Source organism: Raineyella antarctica, from assembly GCF_900092135.1.
Classification (GTDB): Bacteria; Actinomycetota; Actinomycetes; order Propionibacteriales; family Propionibacteriaceae; genus Raineyella; species Raineyella antarctica.
On record NZ_FMYF01000001.1, the window covers coordinates 460267 to 476763 of the forward strand.

Annotated in this window: 11 protein-coding genes; 7 read left to right on the forward strand and 4 right to left on the reverse strand. The window is 72.4% G+C overall.

Translation table 11 applies throughout. The features are described from left to right. Positions 1-122: 122 nt before the first annotated feature. Positions 123-2378, reverse strand: coding sequence for a Stk1 family PASTA domain-containing Ser/Thr kinase (locus GA0111570_RS18370; RefSeq protein WP_092605823.1), 2256 nt, complete (start codon positions 2376-2378; stop codon positions 123-125). A gap of 209 nt (positions 2379-2587) precedes the next feature. Between GA0111570_RS18370 and GA0111570_RS02085 the strand changes: the two genes are divergently transcribed. Next, positions 2588-3574, forward strand: a complete 987-nt coding sequence (locus GA0111570_RS02085; protein ID WP_092605825.1) for a thiamine phosphate synthase — start codon at positions 2588-2590, stop codon at positions 3572-3574. Here the strand turns inward: GA0111570_RS02085 and GA0111570_RS02090 are convergent. Next, positions 3539-4648, reverse strand: a complete 1110-nt coding sequence (locus GA0111570_RS02090; protein WP_092605827.1) for a polyprenyl synthetase family protein — start codon at positions 4646-4648, stop codon at positions 3539-3541. The genes GA0111570_RS02085 and GA0111570_RS02090 overlap by 36 nt on opposite strands. A 52-nt stretch (positions 4649-4700) precedes the next feature. Between GA0111570_RS02090 and GA0111570_RS02095 the strand changes: the two genes are divergently transcribed. Both GA0111570_RS02095 and GA0111570_RS02100 read left to right on the forward strand, forming a co-directional pair. Then, positions 4701-5630 (forward strand): methylenetetrahydrofolate reductase, encoded by a 930-nt coding sequence (locus GA0111570_RS02095; protein ID WP_092605829.1) that lies wholly within the window; start codon positions 4701-4703, stop codon positions 5628-5630. Positions 5631-5731: 101 nt separating this feature from the next. Beyond that, positions 5732-6298, forward strand: a complete 567-nt coding sequence (locus GA0111570_RS02100; protein ID WP_092605831.1) for a dihydrofolate reductase family protein — start codon at positions 5732-5734, stop codon at positions 6296-6298. Here the strand turns inward: GA0111570_RS02100 and GA0111570_RS02105 are convergent. Together GA0111570_RS02105 and GA0111570_RS02110 are read right to left on the reverse strand one after the other, a co-directional pair. Further along, the gene (locus GA0111570_RS02105; protein ID WP_425438595.1) at positions 6286-8544 is read right to left on the reverse strand and encodes a HelD family protein; all 2259 of its coding nucleotides are present in this window, start codon (positions 8542-8544) and stop codon (positions 6286-6288) included. The two genes, GA0111570_RS02100 and GA0111570_RS02105, sit on opposite strands and share 13 nt — an antisense overlap. A gap of 141 nt (positions 8545-8685) precedes the next feature. Beyond that, positions 8686-9960, reverse strand: coding sequence for an NAD(P)-binding protein (locus GA0111570_RS02110; protein ID WP_092605832.1), 1275 nt, complete (start codon positions 9958-9960; stop codon positions 8686-8688). A 215-nt stretch (positions 9961-10175) separates the two neighbouring features. On the opposite strand from GA0111570_RS02110, the gene GA0111570_RS02115 reads away from it, so the two are divergent. The 4 genes from GA0111570_RS02115 to dinB all read left to right on the forward strand — a co-directional run bounded on the left by GA0111570_RS02115 (position 10176) and on the right by dinB (position 16412). Further along, positions 10176-10484 carry a DUF6504 family protein gene (locus GA0111570_RS02115; protein ID WP_092605834.1) on the forward strand — a complete coding sequence of 103 codons (309 nt, stop codon included), beginning with the start codon at positions 10176-10178 and terminating at the stop codon, positions 10482-10484. Between the two features lie 11 nt (positions 10485-10495). Beyond that, a complete protein-coding gene (locus GA0111570_RS02120) occupies positions 10496-14338 on the forward strand; it encodes a DNA polymerase III subunit alpha (protein WP_092605836.1) in 3843 nt (1280 codons plus the stop codon). A gap of 69 nt (positions 14339-14407) precedes the next feature. Further along, positions 14408-15163: a methyltransferase domain-containing protein gene (locus GA0111570_RS02125; RefSeq protein ID WP_092605838.1), complete on the forward strand. Its 756-nt coding sequence runs from the start codon at positions 14408-14410 to the stop codon at positions 15161-15163. Between the two features lie 73 nt (positions 15164-15236). Continuing rightward, positions 15237-16412, forward strand: a complete 1176-nt coding sequence (gene dinB, locus GA0111570_RS02130) for a DNA polymerase IV (RefSeq protein WP_092605840.1) — start codon at positions 15237-15239, stop codon at positions 16410-16412. Positions 16413-16497: the final 85 nt, after the last annotated feature.

Sequence of the window (16497 nt, forward strand, 5' to 3'; positions counted from 1 at the left end):
ACGCTCTCGCATGCTGGATGGTCGAATCGGGCCGTCCAGCGGCACGTACAGTGGGAGGTTGCCATCCCGGCACTCGACCCGCTTCCGGACCGCCGGGGACAGCTCCGCGGCGGGGGTGGGCCTCAGACCAGGAAGAGGGTGATCGTGCTGCCCTTGGCCACCTGGGTTCCCGGCTCCGCCGAGCTCCGCGCCACGAAGCCCAGCCCGAGGTAGTTGACCTCGACCGGCTGCGTGGTCGTACGGAACCCGGCGGCGGCCATCGCTGCCTCGGCGTCCTTGACCGACTTGCCCTTCACGTCCGGGACGGTGACCTTCTCGGGTCCCTGGGAGATGGCCACGGTCACCTTGTCTCCGCGGTACAGCGTCCCCTCCGAGGGAGTCTGGCCGAGCACCTTGCCGGCGGCCACCTGATCGGAGGTCCGGCTCGTGGTGACGACCTTCAGGCCCTGCGCCGCGAGGGCGGCGATCGCGTCGTCGCTGTTGCGGTTGTACCAGTTCTTGACCGTGATGGGCTCGCGTCCCTTGGAGACGACCAGGTCGACCGGCGTTCCCGGCTTGACCGAGGTGCCCTCCTGGGTGGCCGCCGATACCACGGTGCCCTGCGCGACGGTCTCGCTCCAGTGCTCGGTGACCGTTCCGACGGCCAGGTGGTTGGCGTCCAGCGCCTGCCTTGCCTCGTCCAGCGGCTTTCCGACGACGGCCGGTACGGCGTAGCGCTCGGGCCCCTTCGAGAGCACCGCGGTCAGCGTCGCCCCGCGGGCGATGTCCTCGCCCGGGCCGGGAACGGTGGCGATCACCGCGCCGACCGGGACCGTCTCGGAGTACTCCTCCGTGGTCGCGAACTCCAGCCCTGCAGCCTTCACCGCCGCCGAAGCCTGCGGCTGGGTCATGGTGGTCACCACGGGCGCGGCGACGTAGCGGCCGTCGACCAGCCACCAGGTGCCGACCGCGCCCAGGGCGACCACCAGCACCAGGAGTGCTGCGACGAGTGCGCGCCGGGCCCGGCGTCCCCGGGTGGCGCGGGCGATCTCGTACGCGCCCGAGTCGGCCCAGTCGGTCCGGTCCGACTCCTCGGTGCCGGTCCGGTCGCTGTCGGTGCCGTCGCCGGGCCTGTCCGGGCCGGCTGCTCCCACGCCGTCGACGGGGAGGGCGATCGGCTCGGCGTGCTCGTCCTGGTCCCGGGCGCCAGGGTCGTCCTCGAGGGCCCGGAGCGACGAGCCTTCCGACGTGCCGTTGGGCCGCGGGGGGCTCAGCACCGTGCCACCGAGGTCGCCCGGCCGGGCACCCGCGTGGGCGGAACCCGAGCCGACCGAACCCGAGGCCGTGGCGCTCGAGCCGGTGGAAGCCGAGGCCGTGGAAGCCGAGGCCGTGGCGCCCAGGCCGGCCACGGCGAGCATGGCCCGTCGGGTCGGGGTGTACTCGATGTCCACCGGCTCGGTGTCGTCTGCGGCGTTCGGGTCCGCCAGCACGAGGGTCAGGTGCGGGTCGTGCATCACCCCGCTGGACAGGGCCTTGCGCGCGCGACGGACGCAGTCCAGGAAGGCGCGGGCATCGCTCGGTCGCCGGTCGGGGTCGCGTGAGGTAGCGGCGCCGACCAGGGCGTCGAGGTAGGGAGGGATCCCGTCCAGGGAGCGGCGCCAGTCTGTGTCCACCCAGGACGACGGCTTCGGTACGTCCTTGTGGACGTGGGCGTACGCGACCTGGATCGGGCTGTCGCCGGTGTGCGGCTTCCGCCCGGTCAGCATCTCGAACAGCATGATCCCGGCCGAGTAGACGTCCGAGCGCGTGTCGGCATAGCCGTGCTCGACCAACTCGGGCGGCAGGTAGGACACGGTGCCGATCAGCAGTCCCTGGGTTGCAGCCGCCGACTGGGAGGTCACGGCGCGGGCGAGCCCGAAGTCGGCCACCTTGAGCTGGCCGCGCCGGGAGATGAGGACGTTCTCCGGCTTCACGTCGCGGTGGATCAGCCCGGAGTCGTGTGCGGCCGCCAGCGCGGACAGCACCGGGTCCATCAGGTCCAGCGCACGCAGCGGCGTCAGCGGGGCCTCCCGGCTGACGAGCCTGCGCAGGGTCGAACCCTCGACGAGCTCCATCACGATAAATGGTCGGCCGAAATCGTTGCCCTGATCGAAAACAGAGACTATGTTGGGATGCGAGAGGTGGGCAGCCGCCCTGGCCTCGCGGTCGAAGTTGGTGACGAAGGCCTCGTCGTCGCCGAGTCCCTCGTGCATGATCTTGACCGCGACAGTGCGGTCGAGTCGTCGGTCCACCGCGCGGTAGACCGTGGCCATACCGCCACGGGCAAGACGCGAGGTGATCTCGTAGCGACCCTCGAGGGCATGGCCGACAAGAGGATCGCCGATGCTGGAATTGGTCACATCTGCTCCTAACACGGTCTGAAGGGGAAGGTGGCCGTGTCAGCCTTGGTAGGAGTCTAGAGGTGCAGTCGAGGGTTGTCCGGGCAGCGACACGGGGACACGCCCGGAGTGAATCCAGAACGGTATCCATGCCTGCCGCGCAACCACCCGCCGGTGTCGCTGCGGCCCGGCTCCTTCAGCTCCGACGTGGCCGTGACTAGGCTGGGAACGTGACCATCCTGCAGCCTGTTTGTCAGCGCCTCTCCGCAGCACGGCTCTACGCAGTCGTGGTTCCCGCACCGTTCACGCCCCCGGATGCCCTGGTGCGGCGCGTGGAGGACCTGGTGGCCTCCGGGGTCGACATCCTCCAGCTCGACCTCGACGGCTGGGAGCACGATGACGCCGTGGCCGTGCTCAACCGGTGCACGCCGGTGGTCGTCCCGACCGGTCGGCTCCTCGTCGTCGGCCATGCCCCCGACGTGGCCGTCGACCTGGGGGCGGACGCCCTCCTGCTCGGTCCGGCTCAGGCGCTGCCCGGGGACGTCCCCGGACGACTGGGCCCGCAGGCGGCGATCGGTCGTGAGGTGGGCGACGAGGAGCACCTCGGCGAGCTCCTCGAGGGGCGCGACGTCTCGTTCGTCGTGCTCGTCGGCGGCCGGGCCGCACAGGTCGCCGAACGGGCCCACCAGCTGGCCCCGCTCGCAGGCCCGGACGCGTGCGCCGATCCCGCGGCGGGCACGCGCCCATGGTTCGTGGACATCGGCTCGCACTGGCCCGACCCGGTGGCCGTGCCCGAACGCGCCTGCCGGATCCGATTCGAGGTATTCGTCCCGGCCGACTCGCCGATCACCGAGCCCTCGCCGCAGCTGCGCGTCGACATCGCCGACCTGGCCTCCCGGGTGGCCGCGCGGTGGGAGGCCGACGAGGCGCTGGCTGCCGAACGGGACAGGCTCGCCGCGGAGAACTCCGCGGCCAGCACCTCGTTCCGCGCCCGGACGGACGGTGGGCGGTCGGGTGCCGCTGACCCGTACGACACCGACGCGGTGCGCAACTACCGCAGCAGTTCGGAGCGTGCCGGTGGGGAGCGCCTGGACTGGCCGCGCCCGATCCGTGAGTTCTTCGCCCGCGCCTTCCACCGTGCTCCGGCTGGCCGCGGTCCCGCGGACGGGGGGCAGGACGGCTCAGACGCTGCGACTCACGGCGGCGTGCGCGAGTGAGACCAGCGCCTCACGGCCGGCGCCACTGAGCGGTGCCCGGTCCAGGGCGGCGAGCGAACGTTCGAGGTTGGCCTGGATGTCCGCCTCGACCCGGGTGCGGGCCCCGCTGGTGTCGATGATGTCGCGTGCCTCGGTGATTCCCTCCGCACTGAGGTCGGGGGAGCCGACCAGGCTCATCAGCCGGTTCTGCCCGGCCTCGCCCGACCCGGCCAGCGCGTACGCCAGCAGGAGCGTGTGCTTGCCCTCGCGGAGGTCCCCACCGGCAGGCTTGCCGATCACCCGTTCGTCACCGAACACCCCGAGCAGGTCGTCGCGGTACTGGAAGGCGCGCCCCAGCGGTGACCCGTACGCGGCCAGCGCCGCCTGCAGCTGCTCGTCGGCATCGCCCATGGCGGCGCCGAATTGGACCGGGCGTTGCACCGAGTACCGCGCGGACTTGAACTCCACGACCCGGCGGACCTGGTCGATGTTGTCCTGCAACCGGTCCGGACGCAGCGGCTGCGCCTGGGCGACCACGTCGAGGTACTGGCCACAGGTCACCTCCGTACGCATCGCGGCCAGGTAGGGCCGGGCCCGCCCCAGGACCGCCGGCGCCAGCCCGGCGGTCTGCACCATCTCGTCGGACCACACCAGCAGCAGGTCGCCCAGCAGGATCGCCCCGGCCCGGCCGAACTGGTCGGCGGCCCCGACCCAGTCCCGGCGGTCGTGCAGGTCGGCGAACTGCAGGTGGGCGGCCGGTACGCCGCGACGGGTGTCGGAGTTGTCCATCACGTCGTCGTGCATCAGCGCCGAGACGTGCAGCAGCTCCAGGCTCGCCGCGGCGCGGACCAGGGCCGCGTACGTCTCCTCCACCGGCAATCCGGCGGCCGCCACGTACCCCCACAGGGCGAAGGCGGGCCGCAGCCGCTTGCCCCCGCCGGTGAACACCTCGGCGAGTTGGGCCATCGCCTCCAGCTCGGTCCCGACCCCGGCCAGCACCGGCCGTTGGTCGGTGAGGAAGCCGGTCAGGGCGTCCTGGACGTCCTGGCGGAAGGGGGCGGCGAGGGGCTGGGAAGGATCGAGAACGGTGACCACGGACTGAGCCTAGGCTGTCCGCTCTTGATCGGCCAGATTAGGGTATGACACCATGAGCCCCCGCACCATCGACGAGCTGCTGCGTGCCGGCGACCGGCCGCTGCACTCCTTCGAGTTCTTCCCGCCGAAGACGCTCGAGGGTGATGCCATGCTGTGGAAGGCGTTGATGGAGCTCGACGAGCTCGCGCCGGACTTCGTCTCGGTGACGTACGGTGCCAACGGTTCACGCCGCGACATGACGGTGACGATCACCGCCCGGCTGGCCCAGCTGATGAACGAGCGGCGCGCCCGAGACCCCCAGGCCCGGGTGATGCAGGTGATGGGCCACCTGACCTGTGTCAACCAGCCGGTCGACCAGCTGGCCGAGGTGATCGACGAGTATGCCGCGGCCGGGATCGACCACATCCTGGCGATCCGTGGTGACATGCCCGGCGGCCCGACCGTCCCCTGGGTCCGCCATCCGCAGGGCCTGGAGAACGCTACCGAGCTGGTCCGCCTGGTCCGCCGGCGCCACCCCCGCGCCGTGATCGGGGTGGCAGCCTTCCCCGACCTGCACCCGGACAGGCGCGATGCGGCACTGGACGCGCGGATCCTGGTGGAGAAGCAGGAGGCCGGGGCCTCGTTCGCGATCACCCAGCTCTTCTTCGAGCCGTACCGCTACTTCGAGCTGGTCGAGCGGGTCCGCGCCCTCGGCTCGGACCTGCCGATCATCCCGGGCATCCAGCCGGTGACGAACGTCGGCCAGATCCAGCGCTTCGCCGAGTTGTCCGGGGCGCCGCTGCCGGATGCCGTGGTGGCCCGGCTGACCGGCGTCGCCGACGACCCCGAGGCCGTGCGCCGGGTGGGGGTCGACATCGGCGTCGAGTTGAGCCGCGAACTGCTCGCCGGGGGTGCCCCGGGGCTGCACTACTACACGCTGAACCGCTCGCGGGCCACCCGCGAGATCTACTCGCGCCTCAAGGCCGAGGTCCTGCAGGACTGATCGGCGGCGCCCGGACCACGGGCGCTGTTCGGCCCGGCCTGTTCGACCGCCCTGATCGGCGTGCCCTGTACGACGTCGGTGCGGCGTGCGACCCTGTCGACATGCGCTTCGTCTACTACACGGCCTCGACGCTGAACGGCTTCCTGGCCGATCCGGACAACTCGCTGGCCTGGCTGTTCGCCGTCGACAGCCCCGAGCCGGACGTCTCCGACGTCCTGGACACCGTGACGGTGTCGGTGATGGGGTCCACCACGTACGAGTGGGTGCTCGACCACGAGGACCTGCTCGCCCACCCGGAGAAGTGGGAGGCGTCGTTCCTGGGCGTCCGGAGCGTGGTGGTCTTCTCCTCGCGGGAGCTACCGGTCCCCGCCGGGGCCGGCGTCAGGGTCGTCTCCGGCCCGGTCCGCGACCACCTGGCCGAGATCGAGGCGGCCGCCGACGGCGGCGACGTCTGGGTGGTCGGTGGTGGTGACCTGGCCGGCCAGTTCCTGGATGCCGGGCTGTTGGACCGGATCGTGGTGGCGGTCGCCCCCGCCGCGCTGCGGGGCGGCGCCCCGCTGCTGCCGCGGGACGTGATGCCCGACCGGCTGGAGCTGGTGTCCGCCGAGGCGGCGGGCCAGTTCGCGATGCTCCGCTACCGGGTCCGCCCGGGGGATCAGCTGGCCTGAGCCCCTCCGGCCGCCTGGCCCGGGTACTCGTCCAGGTCGGCCCGCCAGGCCCCCGGCGCCAGCGGGGCACCGTTCGGCACGATGTCGATCGTGACGAGCTGCTGGGTCGGTCGGGTCAGGGCGACGTACAGGATCCGGGTGCCGCCGACATGCTCGGCGACGATCTCGTCCGGTGCGACCACTACCACGGCGTCGTACTCCAGGCCCTTGGCCTGCAGCGTGGTCACGCAGGTCAGCCGCTCGCGGACGCTGCGGTCCAGCTCGAGGCCGGCGAGCATCTGCTCCAGGTCGAACTGGCGCGAGGGCGGCGTGATCACACCGATCGTGCCGCGGACCTGGTCGGCCAGCCGGTCGACCTCCTCCTGCAGCGCGTCGGCCAGCTGCCCGCGGTGCACCGTCCGCAGCTCCGGGGCGATCCCGGTGGAACGCACCGCGTGCGGCAGGTCGGCCTCCGGGAAGTCCCTGGCCACCACCTTGGCGGCCAGGTCGAAGACCTCGGCGGGGGAGCGGTAGTTGGTGCTCATCCGGAAGGTCCGTCGCTGGCCGAGGCCGACCAGGGCCTCCACCTCCTGGGCCAGTTCGTCGCGGTCGGGCCATGAGCTCTGCGCCGGGTCCCCGACGATCGTCCAGGAGGCCTGCGCCCCGCGGCGGCGAAGCATGCGCCACTGCATCGGGGTGATGTCCTGGGCCTCGTCGACCAGCACGTGGGCGTACGTCACGAAGCGGTCGGCGTACGGGTCGTCGGTCCGCTCCCGGGCGAGCCGGTCGGAGACCGTGACGATCTCGTTGGCGGAGGACTCGGCAGTGAGGAAGAGCTGCTCCTCGGTGTTGTCGTCGTCCAGCGGGGTGCCGAGCAGGGCGGCGAGCTCGTCCAGCAGGGCCACGTCGGCGACCGACCAGTCCTCGTCGCCCTCGGGGCCGAGCTCGGCGAACGAGTCGAGCAGCGTGCGCTGGTCCTGGGGGCTGAGGATGCCGTCGGCCACCCGGGCCAGGACCTCCGGGTAGGAGAGCCTGCGCAGCTCCATCATCGCGTGCTGGGTCGGCCACCAGGTGGCCAGCGCCTCCAGGAACGCCGGGTGGTCGCTGACCAGGCCGGCGAAGTCCTCGCGCTCCACGTCGTGGTCCTCGGGCATCAGGTCCCAGAGGGCGTTGACCATCAGGTCCCGGCCGGCGCGACGGGCGTGGTTGGTCTTCGTCGCACGGAGCGTCTGCCGGCGCAGGCCGAGCAGGGTCTTGCCGGTGAGTCGCAGCGCATTGCCCTTGACGGTCAGCAGCAGGTCCTTCTCCAGCTTCGGCTGGTGGCCGGTGCGCCCCACCACGGGGACGGTGGCGGGCACCTGGATCAGCCGGGCCAGGATGTCGACCATCCGCACCGAGCCCTTGATCACCGCGGCCTCGGAGTGGTCCGTACGATGCGCGTCGACCGGCAGCACGTCGGAGGGGATCGTGCCGACCGAGTGCAGGGTCACCGAGTCCTCGCCCAGGGAGGGCAGCACCCGCTCGATGTAGTTCATGAACACGTCTGAGGGGCCGACGACCAGCACGCCACCCTGCTCGAAGCGGCGCCGGTGGGTGTACAGCAGGTAGGCGGCGCGGTGCAGCGCCACCACCGTCTTGCCGGTGCCCGGGCCTCCGGTGATGATCGTCACGCCCTGGTAGGGGGCCCGGATCGCCTCGTCCTGCTCGCCCTGGATGGTCGCCACGATGTCGCGCATCCGGTGGCCACGGGCCCGGGTGAGGGCGGCCATCAGGGCACCCTCGCCGATCACCGGCAGGTCGGACGGGGCGGACTCGCCGTCGAGCAGGTCGTCCTCGATGGCGATCACCCGGTCATCGCGGCAGCGCAGCACGCGGCGGCGCACCACGCCCATCGGGTCGGCGGCCGTCGCCCGGTAGAACGGCTCGGCGGCACGGGCCCGCCAGTCGATCACCAGCGGCTCGTAGTCGTCGTCGTGGACGCCGATCCGCCCGATGTAGTCGGTGTCCCCGTCGGTGAGGTCGAGGCGGCCGAAGACCAGACCCTCGTGCTCCGCCTCCAGGATCGCCAGGCGCTTGGCCGCCTGGTAGGCGAAGACGTCCCGCTCGTAGACGCTCGTCATGTCCTCCTCGCGGAGGTAGTCACCCCGGTCGCTCCTGTAGTGCGAGGCACCGCTCTGGGCGGCCCGCTGGGCCTCCTTGGTGGCGACGGCCAGGCGTTCATAGACCTTGTCGACGTGGGCCTGCTCGAGCGCGAGCTCACGGGACAGGTCCGACGAGATGTCATGAGTAGTCAAGAGCGTTTCGTCCTTACCGGGAAATGACTCTCCACTCTATGCCCATCGCAAGGGTCGTCGATCGCCACGCAGCCTCTCGTGGACTGCCCAGCGGAACATTCGTCGATACCGATGTCACTGGTCCTTGTTGGACGGGTGGGTGTCGAGCCCGGTCAGGTCCAGGTGGGCGGCGTACGTGGCCAGGGCCGCCGACATCAGCACCGCCGCCAGGTCGTTCCCGCCCCGCCCCCAGGGCCCCGCGGAGTAGACCCGTTCGCCCAGGCGGACCGGGAGCATCCGCAGCCACGTGCCCGGCCCGTCCCAGGCCGGTCCGTGCCCAGGGTCCGGGACCGGGTCGCCCCAGTCGTGGACGGCGGTCCGCTCGGTGGTGGTCCAGCTGATCCGCCGGGTTGCGTGCTCGACCGTCTCCACGACGCCCTCGACCGGGCGACCGGGGGCGAACCGGCGGCGCGGGCCGACGACCGGCGCCAGGGCTGCGACCCGCCGCGCGGCCCGGGTGCGCAGGCCGTACGCGGCGACCGGATCGTCCAGGTGCCCGGCCAGGACGAGGGCGTCCAGGGGGGCCCCGTTGCCGTTGCCCCTGCCGTCGGGGCGGCGGGGGGAGCCGCCGATCCGGACCGCTCCGGCGCCGCCGACGACCTCGACACGGCGGGTCCGCAGACGTTCCTCGAGCAGGTCCAGCAGGCGGTCGCTGCCGGCCGGCCGGCCCGCTGCATCGACCACCATCCAGCGGCCGAAGGTGCGCTCCACGCTCAGCCGGGCGGCGACGAACGAGGGAGTCCGGGCCGGGTCGTGGCCCCGGCGCCAGGCGCTCTCCTCGACCAGCGCCCGCAGGTGCGGGTGCGGCTGGGTGGCGGCCAGTTCCGCGACGCTGCGGCCCCAGCCCAGGGCGCGGCGGTGCGGCCGGAGCTGTGCGGAGGACTCCAGGGACGTCTCCAGGCCCAGGTTGCGCACCAGCTGCCAGACCGGCTCCAGGGAGTCGACCAGGTCGCGCCACGCCTCTGCGGTCGGGCGGCCGTACGCGGCCTCCATCTGGTGGAACTGCGCTCCCCGGTCACCGCCGAGGACGAGTTCCTCGCCGTCGGCGAAGACGTGGTGGACCGGCGGGGCCGCCACCAGGTCGAGGCCTGCCCGGGCCAGCTCTGCGGGCAGGATCCGGCCGGACTTCTTGAACAGGTCGCGCCAGGGGGCGGGGAAGGCCAGCACGCCCGGCAGGGGCCCGGGGTCCTCCGGGGAGCGGGGGCGCCAGTCCGCGGCGAGCGGCCGGTCGTCGTGCAGCAGGGTCACCCGGTGGCCCCGCTTGGCCAGGCGGGCGGCCGCGGCCATCCCGGCCAGGGTGCCGCCGACGACGGTGATGGCGGCCCGGGGATCAGGGTCACCGGAAGTCATGGGCCGATCGTACCCAGCCGGGCCGGCCGGACCGAGAAGTGTCAGCGGCCCTCCCTACACTCTTTTTTGTCGAACAGGTGTTCGATACAATCGATGGGGCGAGGAGCTGCCGTGCTGAGGTCCGCAGGAGGACAGGAGAGATTCACCCAGGGGTTGGGGACGGACGCCGGACGGTCGCTGGTGATGCAGGGAGAGCCGTCGGGGAGGTGTCTGTCATGAGGAGGTACGACGAGCCGATCGAGGCCTGCTTCGGAGCGGGCAGCTACTCGACGCTGGAGGACGAGCTCCCGGGCCTGCCCGCCGAGTTCCGGTGGCGGCGCCACTCCTGGCAGATCTGCGAGGTCGAGGGCCACTGGGTGCTCGCCGACCCCTGGTGGGAGGGCGACCGGGTGGACGTGGCGGTCGAGCAGCGCGACATCTGGCAGGTCCGGGCCCGGGACCCGTGGCGGGGCCGGGAGGGCGTGTTCCAGATCTACCGGCACCAGGGCAGTGGCACGTGGTCGCTGCTCGCAGTGGTGGACTGAGGGGGACGGCGATGGAGATCTTCGGGGGCGACGACCCCTTCATCCACCTTCGGGTGGCCTCGGGCTACTCGCTGCGCTACGGCGCCTCCCATCCCGCCGACCTGGTACGCACCGCCGCCGAGCACGGGATGGACACCCTCGCCCTGACCGACCGGGACGGCCTGTACGGGGCGGTCAGGTTCGCGAAGGCCTGCCTGCGGGAGGGGATCGCCCCGGTGCTCGGCGTCGACCTCGGCCTGGATCCCCGTGAGCTCGGGGACGGTCCGGCCCTCGGATCGTTCGCCCGTTCCGTGCTCGACGCGACGCACCGACCCGGAGGACGGGCGGCCGGGTCGGTCGTACGCAAGGGGCCGGCCCTGGGCGGGGCGACCCGGGAGGTCGAGGTGCCCCGGGTGGTGGTGCTGGCCACCTCGGGCGCCGGCTGGGCGACCCTGTGCCGGCTCACCTCGGCGGTACACCGGGCGGCCGAGGAGCGTACGCCGGACTCCGGCCTGCCCGAGGGACAGGTACTGCTGGATGCCGCGACGGCCCGTGCCCACCTGCCCGGGGCCGACGTGGTCGTGCTGGTCGGGGCGGACTCCGACGTGGGACTGGCGCTCGCCGCCGGGGACGCTGACGGGGCGGGACGGGCGCTGGACGACTGGGCCGAGCTGGTGGGGGTCCACCGCCTGGCCGTCGCCGCCACCGACCTGTTGCTGCCCGGACTGGGCGTGGGGTCGGGGGAGCAGGCCGCGCGGCTGGTCACCCTGGCCCATGAGCGACGGCTGGAGGCCGTGGTCACCAACATGGTGCGGATGAGTGACGCGTCGCTCGGTGCCACTGTCGACGTCCTCGACGCGGCCCGGCGCGGGGTCCCCCTGGCCCGGGGCGCGGTCCGCCGGAACGAGGAGGACCGGCTCAAGTCCGGCAAGGAGATGCTCGACGTCCTGCACGGCCTGGCCCGTCGCGCCGGGCTCGGCGAGCAGGGGGCGGAGCGGCTGCTCGCCGCCACCCGGCGGCTCGGTCAACGGTGCCGCCTCGACCCGGGCGCCGACCTGGGCCTGGGACAGATCCACCTGCCCGAGTTCGATGTCCTCCAGGGGGAGGGAAAAGGGCCGCAGGCCGCCGACGCCGAGCTGCGCCGCCGCTGCCGGGCCGGGATCGCCACCCGCTACGGCGCCGGGTTCCCGGCCGTCACCGAGCGGCTCGAGGCGGAGCTCGCCACGATCGCCGAACTGGGGTTCGCCGCCTACTTCCTCACCGTCGCCGACATCGTCGACATGATCCACGAGCGGGGGATCCGCTGCGCGGCCCGCGGGTCGGGGGCCGGATCCCTGGTCAACTACCTGCTCGGCATCTCCGGGGTCGATCCACTTGCCTCGGGACTGATCATGGAACGGTTCCTCTCCCCCCTGCGCCGCGCCCTGCCCGACATCGACCTGGACGTCGAGTCGGCCCGCCGGACGGAGGTCTACCGGATGATCCTGGAGCGCTTCGGGACCGAGCGGGTCGCCTGCGTGGCCATGGTGGAGACCTATCGGGTGCGCCATGCCATCCGCGACGTCGGGGCGGCGCTGAGCCTGCCGCCCGGCGAGGTCGACGTGATCGCCAAGGCCTTCCCCCACATCAGGGCCCGGGATGCCCGCTCGGCCCTGCGCGAGCTGCCCGAGCTGCGGTCCAGCGGCCTGGGCGCGGACGACCTGGCCGGCCTGTTCGCCCTGGTCGAGTCCCTCGACGGGCTGCCCCGCCACATCGCCCTGCACCCGTGCGGGGTGGTGCTCTCCGATGCCCGGTTGCTGGACCGGACGCCGGTGGAGACCAGCTCCGAGGGCTTCCCGATGAGTGCGTTCGACAAGGACGACGTGGAGGACCTGGGCTTCCTCAAGCTCGACGTGCTCGGCATCCGGATGCAGTCGGCGATGGCCCACTGCCTCGACGAGATCGAGCGCACCACCGGCAGCCGGGTCGACATCGACTCCTTCGGGACGACCGGCTTCTCCGACCCGGCCACGTACGCGCTGATCGGGGCGGGTCGTACGCTCGGCTGCTTCCAGATCGAGTCGCCCGGCCAGCGCGAGCTGGTCACCACCTTCGGGCCGCAGGAGTTCAACGACATCGTCATCGACATCTCACTGTTCCGGCCCGGTCCGGTGAAGTCCGACATGGTGCGGCCGTTCCTGGAGGTGCGGCAGGGCTGGGCCCGGCCGCGCTACCCGCACCCCTCCCTGGAGCCGGTACTGGCCGAGACCGGTGGGGTGGTGGTCTTCCACGAGCAGGTGATCGGGCTGATCTCCACGATGACCGGCTGCACCCTGGCCCAGGGCGACGAGATGCGCCGGGAGCTGGGCAGCCCGGAGGGCCAGCGTGAGGTGGAGCTGTGGTTCCGGCGCCGGGCGGAGGAGCACGGCTACGCCGAGGACGTGGTCGACGAGGTGTGGAGGGTGCTGGCGGCCTTCGCCTCCTTCGGCTTCTGCAAGGCCCATGCCGCCGCCTTCGCCCTGCCCACCTACCAGTCGGCGTGGCTGAAGACGCACTGGCCGGCGCACTTCCTGGCCGGCATCCTCACCCACGATCCGGGCATGTACCCCAAGCGGCTGCTGTTGGCCGAGGCCCGGCACTGCGGGGTCGGGGTGCTCGGGCTCGACGTCAACGCCAGCGCCGCGACCTACCGGGTGGAGCAGATGGCTGCCGAGGACGAGCGCCAGTGGGGGATCCGGATCGGTCTCGACGACGTCCAGGGGATCACCGCCGAGGAGGTGGCCAGGATCATCGAGGGACGTCCCTGGACCTCGCTCACCGACTTCTGGCAGCGGGCCCAGGTCACCCGGCCGGTCGCCGAGCGGCTGGTCACCGCGGGTGCCTTCGACCGCCTCTACGCGCTGGCCCGGGTGCGCACCCCCGAGCAGGCGACGGTGCTGCCGACCCGCCGCGACCTGCTGCTGTCGATCGCCGACCTGTCCCGCGCCGACCGTGGCCACCGGGGCAGCCGAGGCGTCCGGACCGACCAGCTCGCCCTCGGCATCGACGTCGTGGCGACCCCAGGGACGGGCGGCCTCGGGCCGGACGGTGACATCCTGGACGAAGATGCACCGGACGATGACGGACCGGACCGTCCCGGCCGGCGTCGGGTCCCCGCGGACCTGGCCTGCTCCCGGCTGCCGGACATGAACATGGCCGAGCGGGTGCGGGCCGAGCTGGAGGTCCTGGGCCTGGACGTCAGTCGTCACGTCGTCGACTTCTACCGCCCGCTGATGGCCGCGCTCGGCACCGTCGACGCGGTCGACCTGCTCGGTGCCCGCAATCGCAGCGAAGTGCTCGTGGCCGGGGTCAAGGTCGCCACCCAGACCCCGCCGATCCGCAGCGGCAAGCGGGTCATCTTCCTCAGCCTGGACGACGGCACCGGTCCGGTCGACACGACCTTCTTCGAGGACGCCCAGGGCCCGTACGCCTCGACCGTCTTCAACGGCTGGTTGCTGCTGGTGCGGGGGGTGGTCCGGCGCACCGGCATCCGGGGCGTGTCGGTGCGGGCGACCGGGTGCTGGGACCTGGCCGCCCTCACCGCGGTGTTCCGGGAGCAGGGCATCGCGGCGGTCCACCGGGCGATGCACACCCTCCCCGAGGGCTGGCGGTCCGACTCGTACGCCGGTGTCGGCGAGGTGGTCGGTGCCCCCGGCGATTCCGGCGATCCCGGACGACGGCCCGGGGTGCCCGATCCGTACGAGCACGCCCGCTCCGGTGGGATGGGACAGCGTCGCACCCTCGTCCACGCCAGTGGTTTCCGCAGCTCGCCGTATGCCGACGTCCGCCCGGCCGGACCGGGGGTGGCGACGCCCCGGAAGCTGTGGCACTCCAGCCCGGGGAGTCCGGGACGATGAAGAGGCGACTGGGTAGGCTCGGACCAGCCGTGGTGTCGCCGCGGTGCACGTCCCGATGGAGGATTGACCATGACCCGACCCGACCAGCCGACTGCCGCCCCGACCGCGCTCGCAGCCGACAAGAAGCGTCGGGCCCTGGGCGGGTTCTTCACCCAGCAGGTGGTCCTCGGACAGGCCCAGGTCTGGCAGGGGAACCGGCCGCCGGAGCAGATCAGGATCGTCGACCTCGGTGGTGGGGCCGGTGGCATGGGGGTGCCGCTGGCGCTCGAGGGGTACGACGTGACGGTCGTCGACCCGAGCCCGAATGCGCTGGCCTCCCTGCAGCGACGGGCGACCGAGGCCGCAGTGGCCGATCGGCTGCGGGGCGTCCAGGGCGACTCCTCCGACCTGGTCGACCTGGTCGCGCCGAGCAGTGTGGACCTGGTCACCTGCCACGAGGTCCTCGACGTGGTCGAGGACAAGGCTGCTGCCGTCCGGGCGATGGCCACGGTGCTGCGACCCGGGGGAGCGGTCAGCCTGCTGGTGCGCCAGCGCTACTCCCGGGTGATGCGCAAGGCGCTGGCCGGCGACTTCGCCGAGGCCCGGAAGGCCCTCGCCGACCCGTCGCGGCTGGACCAGGTGCGGATGCGTTCCCTGCTGGAGGACGCCGGCTTCACCGTGGTCGAGATCCGTGGAGTGGGAGCGGTGATCGGGGCGGTGAACGAGGAGTTCCTCGACGTCCCCGGCGCCCGCGAGGAGCTACTGGCGTTGGAGGACGAGATCAGCCGTACCCCGGACATGTGGTCGCTGGCGACCCAGTTGCACGTCCTCGCCATCCTGGGCTGACCTCCTGGAGGGCCGCCGGGGCAGCCACCGCCGGTGTCGCAGCCGCTGGGGTCGATGCCGACGGTAGGTCCCGGTGAGCGGGCAGGTGATCGCCCACCTCGACCTGGACGCGTTCTACGTGTCGGTCGAGCTGCGGCGCCGTCCCGAGCTGCAGGGCAGGCCGGTCTACGTGGGCGGCCGGCACCGTGGCGTCGTCCTGTCGGCCAGCTACCAGGCCCGTGCCCGGGGGATCCGGTCCGCCATGCCGTCGGTGACGGCCCGGCGGCTGTGTCCGGACGCGATCGCACTGGCCCCGGACATGGAGGAGTACGTCGAGGCATCCAAGGCCGTGTTCGCGATCCTGGACACCGTCACCGACGTCGTCGAGGGGGCCTCGGTCGACGAGGCCTACCTCGACCTGACCCGGACCCGCACCAGGCTGGGACGGCCCGAGGACGTGCTCGCCGACCTGCGGGCCCGCATCCTCGGCGAGCAGGGGCTGCCCAGCTCGGCCGGACTGGGTCCCAATCCGTTCGTGGCGAAGATGGCCTCCCGGGAGGCCAAGCCCGACGGCCTGCTCGTGGTGCCGCCGCAGATGGTCACCGACTTCCTGTGGCCGCTGCCGGTCGACCGGATGTGGGGGGTGGGGGAGGCGACCGCAGACACGCTGCACCGGCTCGGGCTGCGCACCATCGGCGACCTCGCCCGGACCCTGCCCGCGACCCTGCAACGCGCGTTCGGGCCCCGCCAGGGGGAGAAGCTCGTCGAACTGGCCAACGGCCGGGACCGGCGCCGGCTCATGGCACGTCGCCCGGAGGAGCACGAGCGCAGCATCGGTGCCCAGGAGACGTTCCCGGTCGACGTGTACGACCCGGTCATCGTCCACCGGGAGCTGCTGCGGCTGGCCGAGCGGACCTCTGCGCGGTTGCGACGGGCCCGGCTGGTGGGACGTACGATCACCCTCAGCCTGCGTTTCGCGAACTTCAGCAGCCTGACCCGGTCCCTCACCCTCCCGGAACCGACCGACCTGACCGACGAGATCCATCGCCGGGCCGTCTGCCTGTACGAGAGGTTGGGCCTGCAGCGGGCCCGGGTGCGCCAGGTCGGGATCAGGGTGGAGGGCCTGCGGGATGCCTCGACGGTGAGCACACAGGCCGACCTGTTCACTCCCGAGCACGGCTGGCGCGAGGCCACGGCAGCGATCGACCGGGCCAATCTGCGCTTCGGGCCGCATGCGGTGCAGCGTGCCTCGCTCACCCAGGACTGGTGAGGGGACCCCGCCCGGTGGATCTCCTTGTCTGGTATGCAGGATCCGCATTTCCGTCCGCGTGCCTTACCACTAAACTGGACCCAGT

Bases quoted from the DNA above. Each gene is read 5' to 3' on its own strand.
- GA0111570_RS02095 (WP_092605829.1), top strand. From the start codon at position 4,701: ATGAGCCCCCGCACCATCGACGAGCTGCTGCGTGCCGGCGACCGGCCG.
- GA0111570_RS02100 (WP_092605831.1), top strand. From the start codon at position 5,732: ATGCGCTTCGTCTACTACACGGCCTCGACGCTGAACGGCTTCCTGGCC.
- GA0111570_RS02120 (WP_092605836.1), top strand. From the start codon at position 10,496: ATGGAGATCTTCGGGGGCGACGACCCCTTCATCCACCTTCGGGTGGCC.
- GA0111570_RS02125 (WP_092605838.1), top strand. From the start codon at position 14,408: ATGACCCGACCCGACCAGCCGACTGCCGCCCCGACCGCGCTCGCAGCC.
- GA0111570_RS02115 (WP_092605834.1), top strand. From the start codon at position 10,176: ATGAGGAGGTACGACGAGCCGATCGAGGCCTGCTTCGGAGCGGGCAGC.
- GA0111570_RS02110 (WP_092605832.1), bottom strand. From the start codon at position 9,960: ATGACTTCCGGTGACCCTGATCCCCGGGCCGCCATCACCGTCGTCGGC.